The sequence below is a fragment of the Enterococcus sp. 125944 genome (assembly GCF_051909435.1).
GTDB classification, from domain to species: domain Bacteria; phylum Bacillota; class Bacilli; order Lactobacillales; family Enterococcaceae; genus Enterococcus_D; species Enterococcus_D gallinarum.
Genome location: NZ_JBQASY010000016.1, coordinates 23,065 through 41,396 on the forward strand (window position 1 = coordinate 23,065; position 18,332 = coordinate 41,396).

The following is an 18,332-nucleotide window of genomic DNA, read 5'->3' on the forward strand; positions in this document are numbered from 1 at the left end:
TTTGAGGGTGAAGTCAAGTTTCTTTCGAGGTGAGCAAAATGGCAAAATTATGGGGCGGTCGTTTCGACGGCAAAAATGAAGCATGGATCGATGCCTTTGGAGCGTCGATTCCTTTCGATCAATTATTGGCAAAACAGGACATCCAAGGCAGTTTGGCTCACGTCAAAATGCTGATCCACACGGGGATCATTGATGAAGCAGATGGCAACAAAATCATTCAAGGCTTGTTAGCGATCCAAGAAAAATTAGCGGATGGTGAACTGACCTTTTCGATTGAGAACGAAGATATTCATTTGAATATCGAGACCTTTTTACATGAAGAAATTGGACCCGTCGCTGGCAAATTGCATACGGCCCGGAGTCGGAATGATCAAGTTGCGACGGATATGCACTTGTACTTGAAGGATGTGGTAAAGGAAGTCATCGACTTGATTGCGGCGTTCCGTCACGTACTAGTGGAGCAAGCTGAAAGCAATATCTACACGATCATGCCCGGCTATACTCACCTGCAGCATGCACAGCCGATTTCTTTTGCCCATCACTTGTTAGCCTATTACAGCATGTTGACCCGCGATCAAGAACGGTTTACAGAAAGTCTCACTCGGATCGATATCATGCCTTTAGGCAGTGCTGCATTGGCTGGCACCACATTCCCTATCGACCGTGCCTATAGTGCGGAAGCATTAGGTTTTGGCTCGATTTACAGCAATAGTCTGGATGCCGTTAGTGACCGTGATTTTATTCTGGAATTTTTGAGTAATGCCGCGATTTTGATGATGCATCTTTCTCGTTTTTGTGAAGAGTTGATTCTTTGGTGCAGTCATGAGTTTCAATTCGTGGAATTGACGGATACTTTCTCTACAGGTAGTTCAATCATGCCGCAAAAAAAGAATCCTGACATGGCGGAATTGATCCGCGGCAAAACAGGACGTGTCTATGGCAACCTTTTTAGTTTATTGACGGTCATGAAAGGTCTGCCTTTGGCTTATAACAAAGATTTCCAAGAAGACAAAGAAGGCATGTTCGATACCACCGAAACCATTGTGAAAAGCTTGCAGATCATGACCGGAATGATCCAAACGATGCAAGTCAACCATGAGCGAATGAAACGTTCGACAGAAAAAGACTTTTCCAATGCCACTGAACTGGCGGATTATTTAGCAGGTAAAGGAATTCCTTTCCGACAAGCCCATGAAATCGTTGGTAAATTGGTGAGTGAGTGCCTCAGTAAAGGCATTTATCTACAGGATATCCCACTAGAAGAGTATCAAGCAGTCCAGCCAGTGATCGAAGCTGACATTTACGATAAACTGGACTCTTATACGGCAGTCAAGAACCGGCATTCTTACGGCGGTACCGGATTTGACCAAGTCAAACAACAGATCGAAGCCGCCAAGCAATCCTTGGCATTGGCATAAAAAAAAGGCTGCAGAAGAACTAGCTAACCAAAATAATCTCAACGATGATAAATGAATGGTGTGATCCATTACCTATTTGCGAATCGGTTCTGCTAACTGCAGAGACAATCTCATCGTTTGATTATTCTGTTTGCTGAAGGGCTTCTGTCAAAGCCTTTTTTATGTCTATCAGAAATACGAAAGCCTGTGCTTTATAAATTCTGATAGTGAAAAACTTGTTATCGTTTTCCTATACAAGTACCTGTTGGATTAAGAACAACTAACCTTTTGATTGTTACCTATCTTAATCAAAAATCATCTAATCAAAATTCGTATCCTTTAGCAATTTTCCTGCTGTATTAGCGACTCGCCAATCGCTCCCCCTGGATGCCATTGCACATACATTTCTGGGGTTAACTTTCGAGCTTCTTGCAAGAGTAGCGATAGCTTTTGTAAAACAATGATTTGTACCAAAACCGATAAGCGAGGCGGCTTGTTCAATAGATCCCCTTCTTTATGAACTGCCGCGCATAGGGAAACATCCGATAAATGACTGAGCGTAGAGTCACTTCTTTTGGAGACGCCGATAATTTTTGCACCATTATTCTTAAGTGTCTCAACTGTATAGAGTAGTTCTTTGGTTTCCCCACTGTTAGAAATAGCGATCACTACATCACCAGCTTTTACTTGACCACTTGATCCATGGACCGCTTCCGTTCCATCTAAAAAATAGCTTGGCGTACCGGTGGATGAAAGCAATGAAGCAATATATCCCGCAACATAAGAGGGTTTTCCGATCCCCGTTACATGGACGCGCCCTCCGTCAGCTTCTGTTTGGAGAATCGTCTCTTTCGCAGCTTCTAAAGATCCTTCATCGATTTTGTCCATCGCTAAAGCCAACTCATCTAGTACACACTGATCATAACTCAATCCCATTCTTTCACCTGATTTCTATTTATTGAAAACCGAATAATCTTTTGTATCCATAGGTGTCGTTTGGAAGAAAAACTTGACGCCTTTTTCTTGGATTTCTCGTATAGCTGTCATTTCTTCCTGAGTGAAATATTCATCGATTTTCTTCAAGAGAATTCGACTTGCTGGATAAGGAAGTTGCACTTCTTTTGAAGAAAACCCCTTATTCACAGCCTCTCTTAGCGCACAAATATTTTTGAAAATAATCATTACATTGCATTTTTCTTCCGTGTCCTGTGCTAAAAATTCCAATAATTGATCGACTGAGAAGATACTAACTTTACTTTTATTAGAAAAGCTAAGCTGCAAAACTTTCTCCAGGAAAGGATCATCTTTATGAGTAGGATCTACAATCGCGATATAACTAGCATTAATGAAGTTGTTCCAATTCAATGCCACTGTTGCATGCAACAACCGTTTGTCCACTCTGACTAATTTCACTTTCTTACTCATAGATCTCACCTGCCTGCTCACGCTTGTCATTATCACTTAAATAGTTAGCTAGTAAATAAAACTGGATCTTACCTTGAAAACTCCCACGAATATCGATATGAAATAGTTCCTCAAATCGTTTGATTTTATACACTAGAGTATTTTTGTGTAAAAACAAACTTTCTGCTGTCTGTGTCAGATTATAATCATTAGTGTATAAATGTCTTGCAATACTGATCAGTTCAGCAGTATCAATTTTGTTGATTCCTCCATTAAAATAATCAAACAGATTCGTTACTTCTTGGTGAGGAACTCGATTTGCTAGGTAATTAAGGACGTAGTCCCAAAAATGGTAAATCTTTTGTCCTTCCATTGCAAAATTTCTCTTCAGCCAATATGTATGTTGATAGCTTGACTGGAATAGCCGCAACTTATTTTGCACACTGCCTACATAAAAATAGCAGTCACTTAATCCCCATTCTTGCAGATCGCGAATAAAACTGTTGAGATAGTCTTTGACCGTCAGCTCCATCAAATTTTTTGGGATGACTTTAAACATAATTATCTCATTATCTGCCATCAATGAGTAAATAGTCTCATCTTCATTGATTTTGTACTTTAAGTTTGTCACTTCTTGCACATCAAAAGCTGTTCCTTTGACTATACGGATTGCTACTCTTGGCTTTGTTCCATCAATGTGCAGTTCTTGAACAAGACGCAGAACTTCGTCAATGCTAAAATTCCTCTTGGCAATCAGTGCTTTGATCAATTGTTCTTCCAAACTTAAACTTTGTCTAGCAGCTTCTTGATTCATTTCATAAATAATTCTTGTTTTAAGCGACTCTGACAGCAAATTTGCCACAATACTTAAACTATCATCCTGTCCATTTACCCATAAATAACCATAGTCTTTCTCTTCAACAGCAATTTTATAGAAGTGGTCGTCTTTACCTTGTTGACTTAGGTCGATCAAAGTACCATTTTTTCTTTTATCGCTACTGGAAATAACTTTTCCATAATTATCTATAAGGCCAATCGTATATTTGGGATTTTCTTGTACAACAAAAATAAATTCTTTAAAAATTTGCTCCAAATTCATTATATTCACCTCAAGCTAAAAAATACGGATCCAGCATAAACATAACATTTCTTATCAACAAATTTTTAAAGAATCCTCACACTTAATCAATTAAATTGTAATACTTTAGCATAGACAAAATTTTCCTGTCATCGGATGCTGTTGTTTCTTTCACTGGTCGTCGAGCGGGACCTACTTCGGCAATCGCAGCCAATTCAATTGCTCTTTTTAATATTGAAGGTACTGTTCCTAATTTTAATGCACCACGTAATTCTTCAATGTCATTTTGTAATTTCTCCGCTGATTCCCAGTTATTCCCTCTGATTGCCTGATCCAAGCTCACGATCGTTTCCGTGATTAAATTGCTTGTACCAGCAATTGCCCCAGATGCGCCTAGTTTATAGCCGGCTAAAATTTTCGAGTCAGATCCAACCAACACGTTAACCTTTGTGCCCCCAGTTACTTCTAGGTAGTCCTTTAAGTTGTTCAAGTCTCCGCTGCTATCCTTGATTCCTAAAACATTGGGTAATTTTGTCAACTCTCTCAAAACTTCTTTCGAAATATTACATCCAGTATTTTTAGGAATATTGTATAGAATGATTGGGATCTGTACACTGTTCGCTACCTTTTGATAATGCTGCAAAATTTCTTCATCAGATGGGGTTATAAAATAAGGCGTTATGACAGATAAAGCATCGGCTCCCAGTGACTCCGCTTTTTGTGATAGTTCGATCGTTTCTTTTGTAGAACATGCGCCAGTTCCAATATAAACAGGTACTCGTTTTGCCACATGATCAATGACCGCTTTTGAAAAAGCCATTTTTTCTTCTGAATTTAACACATGAAACTCCCCGTTACTTCCTAAGGGGAATATTCCAGACACACCTTTTTCAATCAGATGATCCACCAAGTTTTCCATTGCCTCATAATTGATGGTTTCAGCTGTATCTCTATGAAAAGGGGTGACAATTGGGGTAATTATTCCTTCAAACATCTTTTAGTCTCCTTCACTCAATAACTGTTCATTTGTTAAAACAACACTTTCTTTTGCAACCGTAAAACAACTCTCAACAAACGCATCCAGATCAATCGTCTCGGCAGTTGTGCCTTTCATATATAAATCAATAAACATTGGCAAGTTTACACCAGTCACCACTTTATGCTGGTATTTTTTGGTCAACGCCGTCAGTACATTGGAGGGTGTTCCTCCAAATAGATCAACTAAAGCAATCGTTGGCCCACTAATGGTTTCAAATAATTCATTGGCTTCTGCCAAAAAGTTTTCAAAAGATTTATCGGGAAGCAGTGATAGGCTATAGACATTCACCGTCTTTCCTACGATCATTTCAGCCGAACGAGTCAATTCTGCGCCAAATGATCCGTGAGTTGCCACGACTAGATTCAATTTAGTCATTTTCTCTCTCCTTCATAGTTTAGCAATTTACTCAAAACAATATCCGTTGAAATTTCGCAAGTTCTGGCTTCGGATTCAATCGTTCTGGCACCTGTATGGGGTGTTAGATAGAAGTTTTCCCTCGCAAGCAATGGGTCCTCAGATTTCGGCGGCTCTGAACTAAATACATCGAAACAAGCACTGCGAATGACTTTCCCAGCTAAAGCTTTAGATAACGCCTCCTCGTCAACAATGCCTCCTCGTGCAGTATTGATTAAACAAGCATTATCTTTCATTCTGTTTAATTCAGCAGTTGAGATTAGATTTTTAGTTTTTTCCGTTAAAGGTAAATGTAGGGAGACGTAATCCGATTCCTGCAGCAATGTTTCCAATGCTAGTTGCTCTGCATCATACTGTTTCAGCTCTTCAACCGGCACATCATAAACGTCATAAATCCGAACATGCATCCCAACACCCTGTGCTTGTCGTGCTAACTGTTTCCCAATCGCACCAAATCCAATGATACCAATTGTTTTTCCATATAATTCTCTGCCGGTAGGTTTCTGCCATTCTCCTTCTTTGACTTCACGAACCGTTTCATAAATATTTTTTGATTCACTGTAAATTAACGCCATAACATGTTCTGCGACAGCGATAGAATTAGAGCCAATGGTTCGTCCAACATAAATTCCTTTCGATTCCGCGTAAGCAACATCGATGTTGTCGGTTCCGACACCGAATTTGCAAATCACTTTTAACTGTGGGCACTGATCGATAAATGCCTGATCAATAAGATCGACACCAACAATAATCCCATCCGCATCCTTTGATAATTCAAGAAATTTTTCAGGTGAATAAGCTTGACCAGTGTTGTTATAACTCACTTGAAATCCGTGAGAACGCAGTTTGTCCAATTCCTTTTCCCCATAATTTGCAAAACCGCGAGGTGTAATGACTATCTTCATTTGCGTTTTCTCCAATCTTCCTTACAAAATACCAAAAAAGGTTAGCGCGATTGCAAAGAGCATCGTCGCAATAATGATCTGCAGGTATTTGGGTCCTTTTTTCATGATATAAAAATACATTGCCATAACTAAACAGAAAGGCAGAAAGCTCGGTAGCATACCGTCAATAATTTCTTGAACCGAGGTTGTCCCTGTTTCATTGCTAAATTCAAGAATCGTCGAAAAATTGACATACGCCGCAGACAGACACCCAATCATAAAGAGACCAACAATACTCGCAATGTCGATGACTTTTTTGATTGATCCAGAATTCAAAATATTTAATACAGAACTCTTTCCTAGAGTGTATCCTTTATTAATCAAAAACCATGACCAGCCAAAACTCCATGCGATGTAGATAACTCCTGGGATAAATGCTGCTAGAATTGATCCGTTCAAAGCCATAGGTACAAAAATCGCGAGTGGTATTGTAGCTACGATACCTTGGTCGACGCTATCACCAATCCCTGCTAAAGGTCCCATTAAACCAATTTTTAACGACTCGATGACTTCAGGTGTAATCTCTTCATTTCCATTAGCCCGCTGTTCTTCTAAAGAAATGACGATTCCATGAATAATACTTCCCCAATCACAATTCGTATTAAACATTTGTACATGTCGTTTCATCGCTGCTTGTAATTCTTCTGGGTCATCTTTATAAATTTTTTGAAGTGTCTTATTTAATGAATAGCTGAAAGCTAAAGCCTGCATTCGGTCAAAGCTAACCGGAACCTCGACAGCTAATGTCCATTTCCACCATGCTTTTAACAAATCCAATTTCGTAACCTTTTTTTCAGTAGCAACTGTCATTTCTGCACTCATGCAAATTCCCCCTCATCAGAATTTTGTTTGAATAATGAACTAATCATTGCAATACATACAGCAAAGACTGCCCCTGTCAACATTGAGAATCCTAGAACTGCATACATAAAGAACCCTAAAACGAAAAATGGTAAATATTGTTTTTTACCCATCACGACCAGAGTCAATGCAAATCCTAATGCCGGCAACATTCCTCCTGCATTGGCTAATCCATTCATTAACCATTCCGGAATAACATTTAAGAATGCCTGAATGACATTTGTGCCAAATAAGGTTGCGATAAATACCGGTGTAAAGTATAGAACACCGTTCGTTAACCAAGGAATCACGAAAGAGAATAAAGACAATTGATCATATTTATTCGCTTCAACCAACGCATCAGCACGCGTATTATAAAATGAGTTGATCGTACGACGAACATTGTTGATCAATACACCAAGTACACCGAATGGTACTGCTAAAGCAACTGCTGCGCTAGCCTCTAGACCACTAGCTAAGGCTGCTGGAATAGCGATACATGCTGCTAAAGCTTGATCGCTTGGAATATTCCCACCAGCCTCGATCCCACCCATGTACATCAACTGAATCGTTGCTCCATATAATAGTCCAGCTTGAACATCCCCATATACGAGACCAATAAAAACACCTAAAACTACCGGTTTTCTAAAGGCAAAAGAAACGAAGTAACTCGCACGACCCATTGCTAACCAATAAATTAAACCGACTAAAGCTGATTGAATAACCATGTTTTCACTCCTTACTCTTTATGCTAATTTTTTTACTGCATTTTGAAGTGTTTCTGAAGGGTAATCTGGTGTCGTTTGAAAATAGACATTGATTCCTTTAGACTCAATCGCTAATAATTGATCGGCATCTTTGCGATCAAGCGTAATGGCATTGTTGACTGCCTTTCTACCAGGGCCCCCACCTAAGCCGCCAATTTGAATTTCGGGTAATGCCAAACCGGCGTTGATCGCATTGGTCAATTCTTGAACACTTTTTAGTAAAACCAAAATACGATTTCTCTCAAATTCGCCATTTTCTTGCGCTGCGACAGCTTCTTCGACAGAAAGAATCCGAATCCGAACCCCTTTAGGTGCAGCCATTTTAAAAACATCTTGCATAAACTCATCTTTGCTTAGTGCTGTATCTACTGTCACGATTTCGTTGATATCACATTGCTTTAGCCAGCGAGTGATCACCTGTCCATGAATTAGTCTAAAATCTACTCTTGTCAGTGCAATACTCATATATTTTCCCCTTTTCTTTCCTATTACTTAGTAAGCGGTTTCTAATTGTTGCTTGTTAAATTTCCTTTACCCACTCTTTTTTCCAAAACTACTTACGGTATTTTTGGACGACAGTATGAATCGCTTCCGCATTGGTCCTAATTTCTGCCACCGTTCCTTTTGTCAATAGGCTCCCGATACCACAGACATCAACGCCACGTTGTAGCCATGTTTCTATGTTCTCAAGATTGATCCCGCCACTAGCTAAAATTGGCATATCTGGAATCGGTGTTTTAAAGACAGTTACTAGTTTAGAACCATAAAAATCCGAGATTGGAAAGGCTTTGATGAAAGCAGCTCCCGCACTCAATGAATCGACAGCCTCTGTAAAGGAAGTACAGCCCGGTGCATAAGGTATTTGGTATCGGTTACATATCTTTGCAACCTCTTTTGAATAATTCGGTGCAATAATAAACTGTGCACCATGCAGTATTGCATGTCTGGCTGTTTCGCTATCAAAAACTGTCCCTGCACCCACACATAATTGATCCCCATATTTTTCTGTCAATTTTTTTATGATGTCGCCAGCACTATTCAATGTATAACTCATTTCCATCACTGGTACACCACCGGCGATACACCCATCAGCAATTTCACACGCTCGTTCAAAGGATTCCGTGCGGACAATTGCTAATGCACCGGTTTGATAGATTCTCTGTGTAACACTCATTTTTTTCATCATTTCTCCTCACCTCACCTATAATTTAAATCGAATGGGAAAATATTCATATGTTTGAACAAACGAAAAAAATCTCCTTTTTTGGATGACAGACACAATCCACTTGATACGAAAGCGTTTTCTATCGCTTTTAAAAAGGTATTTTTTAGCAAAACAACCCTGTAGTAGTGGACTTTGGAATAAAAAATTGGAAATCGAAAGAAGCCCTGATCATTAATAAAGGACAGATTTAGCGTAAAATCGTTCATTTAACCGAACTATCTGAAGGACAGGTTCTTTAGCAAAAGAAAAAAACCGGAACAGAAGTCACACTTCTGTTCCGGTTTCCACTCTATTTATACAGTTTGATCAGAAATCTTTTTTATGCTCACTGAATCAATGACGCACACGTGATTTTGCTGGATCGATTTGAGGCGCTTCACCTAGGTGCGCTTGGATCATCCAGATACGTTTTTCAGTATCTGTTTTGAAGCCGATAAAGATATCTTGTGTTGGATCATCGCCTTCTTCACCACTGACTTCAATCCCTTTTTGGTATAAGTCAGCTAGATAACGATAACCTTCAACAAGTGTAGCTAAACGTTCTGGGATCGTACGGTCCCAGTTGCCGATTTCATCAGGGATTTGTGTATTGTCTGCCATTTCCCGTAATGTTGAGTATGGTGAGCCATCTAATGTGATCAAGCGTTCAGAGATCACATCTAATTGATCATTCAAGTCATCCATAAAATCATCCATCATTGGATGTAAAGTTAAAAAGCCAGGTCCTCGCATGTACCAGTGTGTTTGGTGAACGACCATTGCCATTTGACTTAAGTCAGCAACGAGTTGATTCAACACTTCTTTTGTTTGTTCAAATTTCATTACGATTCCTCCTTTAAATTCTCTATTTCAAGCATAGTATGAATCTAAAAAAAAGTACACCAAAACCTACTACTTGAGAAAATTTCTCAGCTTTTCACGTATTTCTTTATGAGGCAAAGGAGGAGGAGACAGTGTATCTGATGTGGGGGTATATTTTAGGTGCAGCGGTATATGCGTTTATTCAAACCATTTACTGGCAGGATGATCCAAGCGAATATTTTGATGATTTTCATAGAAAACCTCCTATTTTCTATTCCGTGGCCCAGCAGCCATTTTTTCCTTTTATCAAGCATGCTCAAGTTTTATTGGATTGCACTGCTGCTAGTTTATTGGCAAAAAGCGTTTATGCTTGGCTGATCTGGCTTGCTTTCCTACAACCATCCGTAGGGGAGTGTTGGCTGGCGTTGGTCTGGTTGAACAGTGCTTACCTCCTCACTTTGACAGATCTCTACGATTATAGTGTCAAGGGAGAGATTCTCTATCCTTCTTTGTTTTTATTGGCTTTTACCAATCTCATGAACGCACAGCCTTTTCATTGGCAGAACTTCCTGCTGCTTCTGCCATTATTCTTTTTCGTTTGGCAAGAACAGCTGGGAGATGGTGACTTATTCTTGATTGGTGGTTGGGCGCCTTGGCTGTCTACTCACCAACTCCTGTGGCTGTTGATTATCGCTAGCTGCTGCGGGCTCTTGTTTTTTTCATTGCATAAGCTGTTTGTCAGAAACCAATTACGAATGCTGCCCTTTGTTCCTTGTTTGAGTTTAGCATTAGTCATCGTGCGTTTCCTTTAACAAAAAAGCCCGCTGTTTCATTAGCGAAACAGCGGGCTTTTGTTTAGTTTTGGTTGTTCAATGCATCTTCTGCAGCCATTTGCGCTTCAATGTCGGAAATACTATAGACATTTTCACTCGCAACAGTGACTTCTTTTGGTTCCATTTCACGGTAGCGAGCCATACCAGTACCTGCAGGAATAATCTTACCGATGATAACATTTTCCTTCAATCCTAGTAATGGATCTTTCTTCCCGCGGATCGCAGCATCTGTCAACACGCGCGTTGTTTCTTGGAAGGATGCAGCAGATAAGAAGCTGTTTGTTTCCAAGGATGCTTTTGTGATACCAAGTAAGACTGGGCGGCTGGTAGCAGGAACCCCGCCGGCAACTAATGTGTTGTAGTTGCGGTCTTTAAAGTCAGCGATATCCATCAATGTTCCTGGCAAGATGTCTGAATCACCTGGATCCATGACACGAACTTTACGCAACATTTGACGAACCATTACTTCGATATGTTTGTCGCCGATTTCTACCCCTTGCATACGGTAAACGCGTTGTACTTCACGCAATAGATAGTTTTCAACAGACAAGACGTCACGTACTTGCAGCAATTGTTTTGGATCGATTGATCCTTCTGTCAATGGTGCACCACGATGGATAAAGTCTCCTTCGACCACTTTCATACGTGCGGTAAATGGTACAGTATAGGTCCGAGTATCAGTTTCCCCTTTGATCGTCACTTCTTTCGTACGAGTAGACGCATCTTCAGAGATATCGATTACTTCACCGGTAACTTCAGTGATGACCGCTTGACCTTTCGGATTACGGGCTTCAAAGATTTCTTGGACACGAGGCAGACCTTGAGTGATATCATCACCGGCTACCCCACCGGTATGGAATGTACGCATGGTCAACTGAGTACCTGGTTCACCGATTGATTGGGCAGCGATCGTACCAACTGCTTCACCAACTTCAACTTCTGAACCAGTTGCCAAGTTACGACCATAACAATGTTTACATACACCATGTTTTGTATTACATGTAAAGACGGAACGGATCGAAACAGTTTCGATTCCTGCGTCAACGATTTCTTTGGCAAGGTCTTCAGTGATCAATTGATCTGGTCCGACAATGACTGCACCAGTCTCTGGATGGATCGCTGATTTACGTGTGTAACGTCCAATCAAGCGTTCTTCCAATGATTCGATGATTTCGTTACCTTCACGAATAGCTTGAATATCTAAGCCACGGTCGGTTCCGCAATCTTCTTCACGAATGATGACATCTTGCGCCACGTCAACCAAACGACGAGTCAAGTAACCAGAATCGGCTGTCTTCAAGGCGGTATCGGTCATTCCTTTACGAGCCCCGTGAGTAGAGATAAACATTTCTAAGACAGAAAGTCCTTCACGGAAGTTTGAAATGATCGGTAATTCCATGATTTGTCCATTCGGCGCAGCCATCAATCCACGCATCCCAGCAAGCTGAGTAAAGTTGGAGATGTTACCACGGGCTCCAGAATCAGACATCATGAAGATTGGGTTTTTCGCTTCCAATGATTCCATCAGTTTCAATTGGATCTCATCTTTCGCGGCATTCCAGACACCGATTACGCGTTCATAACGTTCATCATCAGTGATCAAACCACGACGGAATTGTTTCGTGATCGTTTCAACTTGTTTGTGGGCATTTTCGATGATGTCATGTTTTTCATGCAAGTTCATGATATCTGCAATACCTACAGTGATACCGGCCATTGTAGAATGGCTATACCCTAAGTCTTTCATGCGGTCAAGCATCCGTGATGTTTCAGTGATGCGGAAACGTTTGAAGACTTCAGAAATAATATTTCCTAAGTTTTTCTTCTTGAATGGTCCGACTAGTTCTTGTTCTTTGATGAAAGCAGGAATATCTGTTCCAGCTTCGACAAAGTACTTATCTGGTGTTTGGACTGTCAAGTTGAAATCTGTTGGTTCATTCAAGTAAGGGAATTCTGTTGGCATGATCGAGTTGAAGATCACTTTCCCAACAGTCGTTACCATCAAGCGTTCTTTTTGTTCTGCAGTAAATGGTTTGTCTCCTAATGTGTTTGGATTGATCGCAATACGGGTGTGTAAATGCACGTAACCATTGCGCCAAGCAGTTACTGCTTCGTCCATGTCGCGGAAGATCATGCCTTCCCCTTCGCGGCCTTCTTCTTCCATCGTCAAGTAGTAGTTCCCTAGGACCATATCTTGAGATGGCGTTACAACTGGCTTACCGTCTTTCGGATTCAAGATGTTTTGTGCTGCTAACATCAACATCCGTGCTTCGGCTTGCGCTTCTTCATTCAATGGCACGTGGACAGCCATTTGGTCTCCATCGAAATCGGCATTGTAGGCTTCACAGACTAGTGGGTGCAAACGAATCGCACGGCCTTCAACCAATACAGGTTCAAATGCTTGAATTCCAAGTCTGTGCAACGTAGGTGCCCGGTTCAAAAGAACAGGGTGTTCTTTGATGACGTCTTCTAGGACATCCCAAACTTCATCTTCTTGGCGTTCGATTTTACGTTTCGCATTTTTGATGTTTGACGCGATTTCACGAGAAACCAATTCACGCATCACAAATGGTTTGAACAATTCGATCGCCATTTCTTTTGGCAATCCACATTGATACATTTTTAGGAATGGACCAACGACGATAACGGAACGACCAGAATAGTCAACACGTTTACCTAGCAAGTTTTGACGGAAACGACCTTGTTTCCCTTTCAACATATGAGAAAGAGATTTCAATGGACGGTTACCTGGTCCAGCAACTGGACGACCGCGACGACCATTATCGATCAAGGCATCCACTGCTTCTTGGAGCATCCGTTTTTCATTTTGAACAATAATATTCGGTGCATTTAAGTCTAATAGACGTTTCAAGCGATTGTTCCGGTTGATTACACGGCGATAAAGATCGTTCAAGTCACTTGTTGCGAAACGGCCACCTTCTAATTGGACCATTGGGCGCAAATCAGGCGGGATAACTGGAATAACATCCATGACCATCCAGCTTGGTTTGTTTCCTGAAGCACGGAAAGCTTCTAAGATATCCAAACGACGGATCGCACGTGTCCGTTTTTGTCCGGTCGCATTTTTCAATTCTTCTTTTAGTTCGGCCACTTCGCCGTCTAGATCCACACCATCCAACAATTGTTTGATGGCTTCAGCACCCATCGCTGCTGAAAATTCTTGACCGTATTGGTCACGTTTTTCACGGTATTCCCGTTCAGTCAATAATTGTTTCTTCTCAAGACTAGTGTTTCCTGGCTCGATCACGACATAAGAAGCAAAATAAATGATTTCTTCCAAGGCACGTGGGCTCATGTCTAACACTAGACCCATCCGTGAAGGAATGCCTTTGAAGTACCAAATATGTGATACAGGTGCCGCTAATTCAATGTGACCCATCCGTTCACGACGAACTTTTGAGCGAGTGACTTCAACACCGCAACGGTCACAAACGATTCCTTTATAACGAATTCGTTTGTATTTTCCGCAGGCACATTCCCAGTCTTTGGTTGGGCCGAAAATACGCTCGTCAAACAACCCTTCGCGTTCAGGTTTCAACGTACGATAGTTAATGGTTTCAGGTTTTTTTACTTCACCGTAAGACCAGCTTCTGATTTTTTCAGGAGAAGCCAAACCGATTTGCATACTTTCGAATTTATTTACATCGATCAAAAAAGGTTCCCTCCATTTCATTTCATGGACATATCCGATAGAACACGAGGTTGGGACCTCCGTCTGATTTTGACGGGTGTCCCCTCGTTTCTATTATTGCAAGCGATCTTCTGCTGTCTCGATTTGTTGGTTCAAATCATCGGCGGCATTTTTAGCTTCTGTTTGTGCTTGTTGCTCAATTTCACGAGCATTTTGTTGTTCGGCAAATTTTGTTAAGGCGTCAACGGTGATCAAGTCATCATCGTCATCATCCATATCACGCAATTCAATCTCTGCATCATCAATGTCTAAGACACGCATGTCTAAACCAAGTGATTGCAATTCTTTGACTAATACGCGGAATGATTCTGGTACGCCTGGTTTTGGAATTGGTTCCCCTTTAACGATCGCTTCGTATGTCTTCACACGACCAACAACGTCATCTGATTTGTACGTCAAGATCTCTTGCAAGGTATAAGCAGCACCGTATGCTTCCAGTGCCCAAACTTCCATTTCCCCGAAACGTTGTCCACCAAATTGTGCTTTACCACCCAATGGTTGTTGCGTAACCAATGAGTATGGTCCAATTGAGCGGGCATGTAATTTATCATCGACCATGTGGGCCAATTTGATCATATACATGACACCTACGGAGATTCGACCATCAAATGGTTCTCCAGTACGGCCATCATACAAAACGGTTTTGGCGTCGCTAGCCATGCCGGCTTCTGCAACTGTTGCCCAGACATCTTCATCGCTGGCACCATCAAAGACTGGTGTAGCCACGTGGATTCCTAATTGGCGGGCAGCCATTCCTAAGTGTAATTCCAATACTTGTCCAATGTTCATCCGTGAAGGCACCCCTAATGGGTTCAACATGATATCAACTGGTGTACCGTCTGGTAAGAAAGGCATGTCTTCTTCTGGCATAATGCGAGAAACGACCCCTTTATTTCCGTGACGGCCGGCCATTTTATCCCCTTCATGGATTTTCCGTTTTTGAACGATATACACGCGAACGAGCATATTGACACCTGGTGACAATTCATCGCCAGCTTCGCGGGTAAAGATTTTCACATCATGGACGATTCCGCCACCACCGTGAGGTACGCGCAGAGAAGTATCGCGGACTTCGCGGGCTTTTTCACCAAAGATTGCATGAAGCAAGCGTTCTTCTGCAGATAGTTCCGTTACCCCTTTAGGCGTTACTTTACCAACCAACAGATCGCCATCTTTGACTTCCGCACCAATTCGGATGATACCCATTTCGTCTAGATCTTTCAATGCGTCTTCCCCGACATTCGGGATTTCACGAGTGATTTCTTCAGGTCCTAATTTTGTATCACGAGCTTCTGATTCGTATTCTTCAATATGCACAGAAGTGTAGACATCATCTTTCACCAAACGGCGGCTCATGATGATGGCATCTTCATAGTTGTACCCTTCCCAAGTCATGAATGCGACTAGAACGTTTTGTCCTAATGCCATTTCACCATTTTCCATGGATGGGCCATCTGCAAGGATGTCGCCTTTTTCTACTTTTTCGCCAAGGGCTACAAGCGGGCGTTGGTTGTAACTTGTTCCTGAGTTAGAACGACGGAATTTCGTTACCGAATAAACATCTAATGCGCCATTGTCGCGACGAACGCGAATTTCAGCAGCATCCACATATTCGACGATTCCATCTTGTTTACACAATAATGCAGCACCTGAGTCATGGGCTGATTTGTATTCCATACCAGTACCAACCCATGGTGATTTAGGGTTGATCAATGGAACTGCTTGCCGCTGCATGTTGGCACCCATCAAGGCACGGTTGGAGTCATCGTTTTCCAAGAATGGGATACAAGCTGTTGCGACTGCGACTACTTGTTTAGGTGAAACGTCCATGTAGTCCACTTTGTCGATCGACACTTCTAAGTTTTCAGAAGTCGCACGAGCCATAACAACGTCATTCACGAATGTACCGTCTTCATTCAGCAAGCTGTTTGCTTGGGCAACGACGTAATGGTCTTCGATATCTGCAGTCAGATAGTCGATTTGATCTGTCACACGGCCAGTCTCCCGATCAACACGACGATAAGGGGTTTCGATAAAGCCATATTTATTGACTTTGGCATAAGACGCCAAGCTATTGATCAACCCGATGTTCGGTCCTTCAGGCGTTTCGATCGGACACATCCGGCCATAGTGGGAATAGTGAACGTCCCGTACTTCATATCCAGCACGGTCACGCGTCAAACCACCAGGTCCTAAGGCTGATAAACGACGTTTATGGGTCAACTCACCCAATGGGTTGGTTTGGTCCATGAACTGTGACAACTGAGAAGAACCAAAGAATTCTTTGATACTTGCTACAACAGGACGAATATTGATCAATTGTTGCGGTGTCAATGTTTCTGTGTCTTGGATTGACATCCGTTCACGAACGACACGTTCCATCCGAGCAAGTCCAATCCGGAATTGATTTTGCAATAATTCCCCAACTGAACGAATGCGGCGGTTTCCTAAGTGGTCGATATCATCAACATTGCCGATACCTTCCATTAAGTTGAAGAAGTAGCTCATAGAAGCAATGATATCCGCTGGACGTACTGTACGAACGGTCGTATCTGGATAGCCATTACCGATAACATTCACTTCTTGTTCTGGATCTTTTGGTGAAAAGACTTTGATGACTTGAACAGTCATTGGTTCTGTAACAACACCGTCTTCTGATGGGTAGTAAGTAACACTATTTAAACCATTATCGATAAAGGCACCTAATGTTTCCATCACTTGGTGAGTCAACACAGTTCCTTTTTCGACGATGATTTCGCCAGTTTCAGGATCAACCAATGTTTCTGCTAATGTCAAATTCAATAGACGTGTTTTCAAGTCTAATTTTTTGTTTACTTTGTAACGACCAACATTTGCTAAGTCATAGCGTTTTGGATCGAAGAAGCGAGCATTCAACAAGCTGCGTGAGCTGTCAGCCGTTTTGGGTTCGCCTGGACGCAGACGTTCGTAAACATCTTTCAGTCCTTCTTCTGTCCGAGAGTCGCTTGCATTTTTGTGCAAGTCTTTTTCGATTGTGTTGCGTAATGAATCACTGTCTCCAAAAATTTCAAAGATCGTGTCATCTGAACCAAACCCTAAGGCACGCACTAACACAGTCAAAGGAATCTTCCGAGTACGGTCAATACGTACATAAGAGATGTCTTTCGCATCTGTCTCCATTTCTAACCACGCACCGCGGTTAGGGATCACAGTTGAGCCGAATCCTTCTTTTCCGTTCTTATCGACTTTGCCATGGAAATAAACACCTGGTGAACGGACTAACTGAGAAACGATGACCCGCTCTGCCCCATTGATGATAAACGTACCTTGTTCCGTCATTAATGGAAAATCGCCAAAGAAGACTTCTTGTGACTTGATTTCGCCAGTTTCACGGTTTGTTAAACGCAATGTGACATGCAAAGGTGCCGAATAGTTGGCATCATGCGCACGTGCTTCTTCCACTGTATACTTAGGTTCTTTCAATTCATAGTCTACAAATTCTAGGGACAAATTGCCGTTAAATCCTTCGATTGGCAAAATATCTTCAAACATTTCTCTTAGGCCCTCATCTAAGAACCATTGGTAAGAGTCGGTTTGAATTTCAATCAAATTCGGTAATTCTAATACTTCACTGATCCGTGCGAAACTTCTACGTTCGCGGTGCTTTCCGTATTTTACTACGTGTCCAGCCAAGCTCTTCACCTCTTCATAAAGTCTTTCAAAAAGGCTATCCGATTATTTACAAAACTGTAACAAATATTAAATATAGATTACAGAAAGCATTTTTTGCGGCTTTTAGGCAAAAAAAAACCAAAAATAGAACGGATGCAATAGGCATTTTCTACTTTTGTTTCCTTATTCCCAAGCCGAAACGGACAATATTTCGTTTCTGCTTTTTT

General features: G+C 41.5%; 15 protein-coding genes. 2 read left to right on the top strand and 13 right to left on the bottom strand.

What is annotated here, in order from left to right; all coding sequences use genetic code 11:
- Window positions 1-38: 38 nt before the first annotated feature.
- A complete protein-coding gene (gene argH / locus ACTFWY_RS13195; protein WP_041120323.1) occupies window positions 39-1,418 on the top strand; it encodes an argininosuccinate lyase in 1,380 nt (459 codons plus the stop codon).
- A gap of 318 nt (window positions 1,419-1,736) precedes the next feature.
- Here argH and ACTFWY_RS13200 read toward each other — a convergent pair whose 3' ends face one another.
- From ACTFWY_RS13200 to ACTFWY_RS13250, 11 genes are all read right to left on the bottom strand, one after another.
- Entirely contained in the window at window positions 1,737-2,333 is a 597-nt protein-coding gene (locus tag ACTFWY_RS13200) for an SIS domain-containing protein (RefSeq protein ID WP_003128893.1), read from the bottom strand.
- A 15-nt stretch (window positions 2,334-2,348) separates the two neighbouring features.
- The gene (locus tag ACTFWY_RS13205) at window positions 2,349-2,822 is read right to left on the bottom strand and encodes a PTS sugar transporter subunit IIB (protein ID WP_005469787.1); all 474 of its coding nucleotides are present in this window, start codon (window positions 2,820-2,822) and stop codon (window positions 2,349-2,351) included.
- Window positions 2,815-3,900 (bottom strand): PucR family transcriptional regulator, encoded by a 1,086-nt coding sequence (locus tag ACTFWY_RS13210; RefSeq protein WP_003128888.1) that lies wholly within the window; start codon window positions 3,898-3,900, stop codon window positions 2,815-2,817. The genes ACTFWY_RS13205 and ACTFWY_RS13210 overlap by 8 nt, the downstream gene beginning before the upstream one ends.
- 82 nt (window positions 3,901-3,982) lie before the next feature.
- Window positions 3,983-4,873: a 4-hydroxy-tetrahydrodipicolinate synthase gene (gene dapA / locus ACTFWY_RS13215; RefSeq protein WP_005469785.1), complete on the bottom strand. Its 891-nt coding sequence runs from the start codon at window positions 4,871-4,873 to the stop codon at window positions 3,983-3,985.
- A 3-nt stretch (window positions 4,874-4,876) separates the two neighbouring features.
- Window positions 4,877-5,293 carry a PTS sugar transporter subunit IIA gene (locus tag ACTFWY_RS13220; protein WP_003128886.1) on the bottom strand — a complete coding sequence of 139 codons (417 nt, stop codon included), beginning with the start codon at window positions 5,291-5,293 and terminating at the stop codon, window positions 4,877-4,879.
- Entirely contained in the window at window positions 5,290-6,237 is a 948-nt protein-coding gene (locus tag ACTFWY_RS13225) for a phosphoglycerate dehydrogenase (protein ID WP_003128885.1), read from the bottom strand. The genes ACTFWY_RS13220 and ACTFWY_RS13225 overlap by 4 nt, the downstream gene beginning before the upstream one ends.
- Window positions 6,238-6,258: 21 nt before the next feature.
- Window positions 6,259-7,098 (bottom strand): PTS system mannose/fructose/sorbose family transporter subunit IID, encoded by an 840-nt coding sequence (locus ACTFWY_RS13230; protein WP_003128884.1) that lies wholly within the window; start codon window positions 7,096-7,098, stop codon window positions 6,259-6,261.
- Window positions 7,095-7,844 (bottom strand): PTS mannose/fructose/sorbose/N-acetylgalactosamine transporter subunit IIC, encoded by a 750-nt coding sequence (locus ACTFWY_RS13235; RefSeq protein ID WP_005469783.1) that lies wholly within the window; start codon window positions 7,842-7,844, stop codon window positions 7,095-7,097. The genes ACTFWY_RS13230 and ACTFWY_RS13235 overlap by 4 nt, the downstream gene beginning before the upstream one ends.
- Window positions 7,845-7,862: 18 nt before the next feature.
- Window positions 7,863-8,348, bottom strand: a complete 486-nt coding sequence (locus ACTFWY_RS13240; protein WP_003128882.1) for a PTS system mannose/fructose/N-acetylgalactosamine-transporter subunit IIB — start codon at window positions 8,346-8,348, stop codon at window positions 7,863-7,865.
- A gap of 88 nt (window positions 8,349-8,436) precedes the next feature.
- Window positions 8,437-9,066: a ketohydroxyglutarate aldolase gene (locus ACTFWY_RS13245; protein ID WP_029487380.1), complete on the bottom strand. Its 630-nt coding sequence runs from the start codon at window positions 9,064-9,066 to the stop codon at window positions 8,437-8,439.
- Between the two features lie 375 nt (window positions 9,067-9,441).
- On the bottom strand, window positions 9,442-9,930 hold the full coding sequence (locus ACTFWY_RS13250; protein ID WP_003128880.1) for a Dps family protein: 489 nt from the start codon (window positions 9,928-9,930) through the stop codon (window positions 9,442-9,444).
- A gap of 140 nt (window positions 9,931-10,070) precedes the next feature.
- On the opposite strand from ACTFWY_RS13250, the gene ACTFWY_RS13255 reads away from it, so the two are divergent.
- A complete protein-coding gene (locus ACTFWY_RS13255) occupies window positions 10,071-10,721 on the top strand; it encodes a hypothetical protein (RefSeq protein WP_029487379.1) in 651 nt (216 codons plus the stop codon).
- A 43-nt stretch (window positions 10,722-10,764) separates the two neighbouring features.
- Here the strand turns inward: ACTFWY_RS13255 and rpoC are convergent, their stop codons facing one another.
- A complete protein-coding gene (gene rpoC, locus ACTFWY_RS13260) occupies window positions 10,765-14,415 on the bottom strand; it encodes a DNA-directed RNA polymerase subunit beta' (RefSeq protein WP_003128876.1) in 3,651 nt (1,216 codons plus the stop codon).
- 93 nt (window positions 14,416-14,508) lie between these two features.
- Window positions 14,509-18,126 carry a DNA-directed RNA polymerase subunit beta gene (rpoB, locus tag ACTFWY_RS13265; protein ID WP_005469779.1) on the bottom strand — a complete coding sequence of 1,206 codons (3,618 nt, stop codon included), beginning with the start codon at window positions 18,124-18,126 and terminating at the stop codon, window positions 14,509-14,511.
- Window positions 18,127-18,332 lie beyond the last annotated feature (206 nt).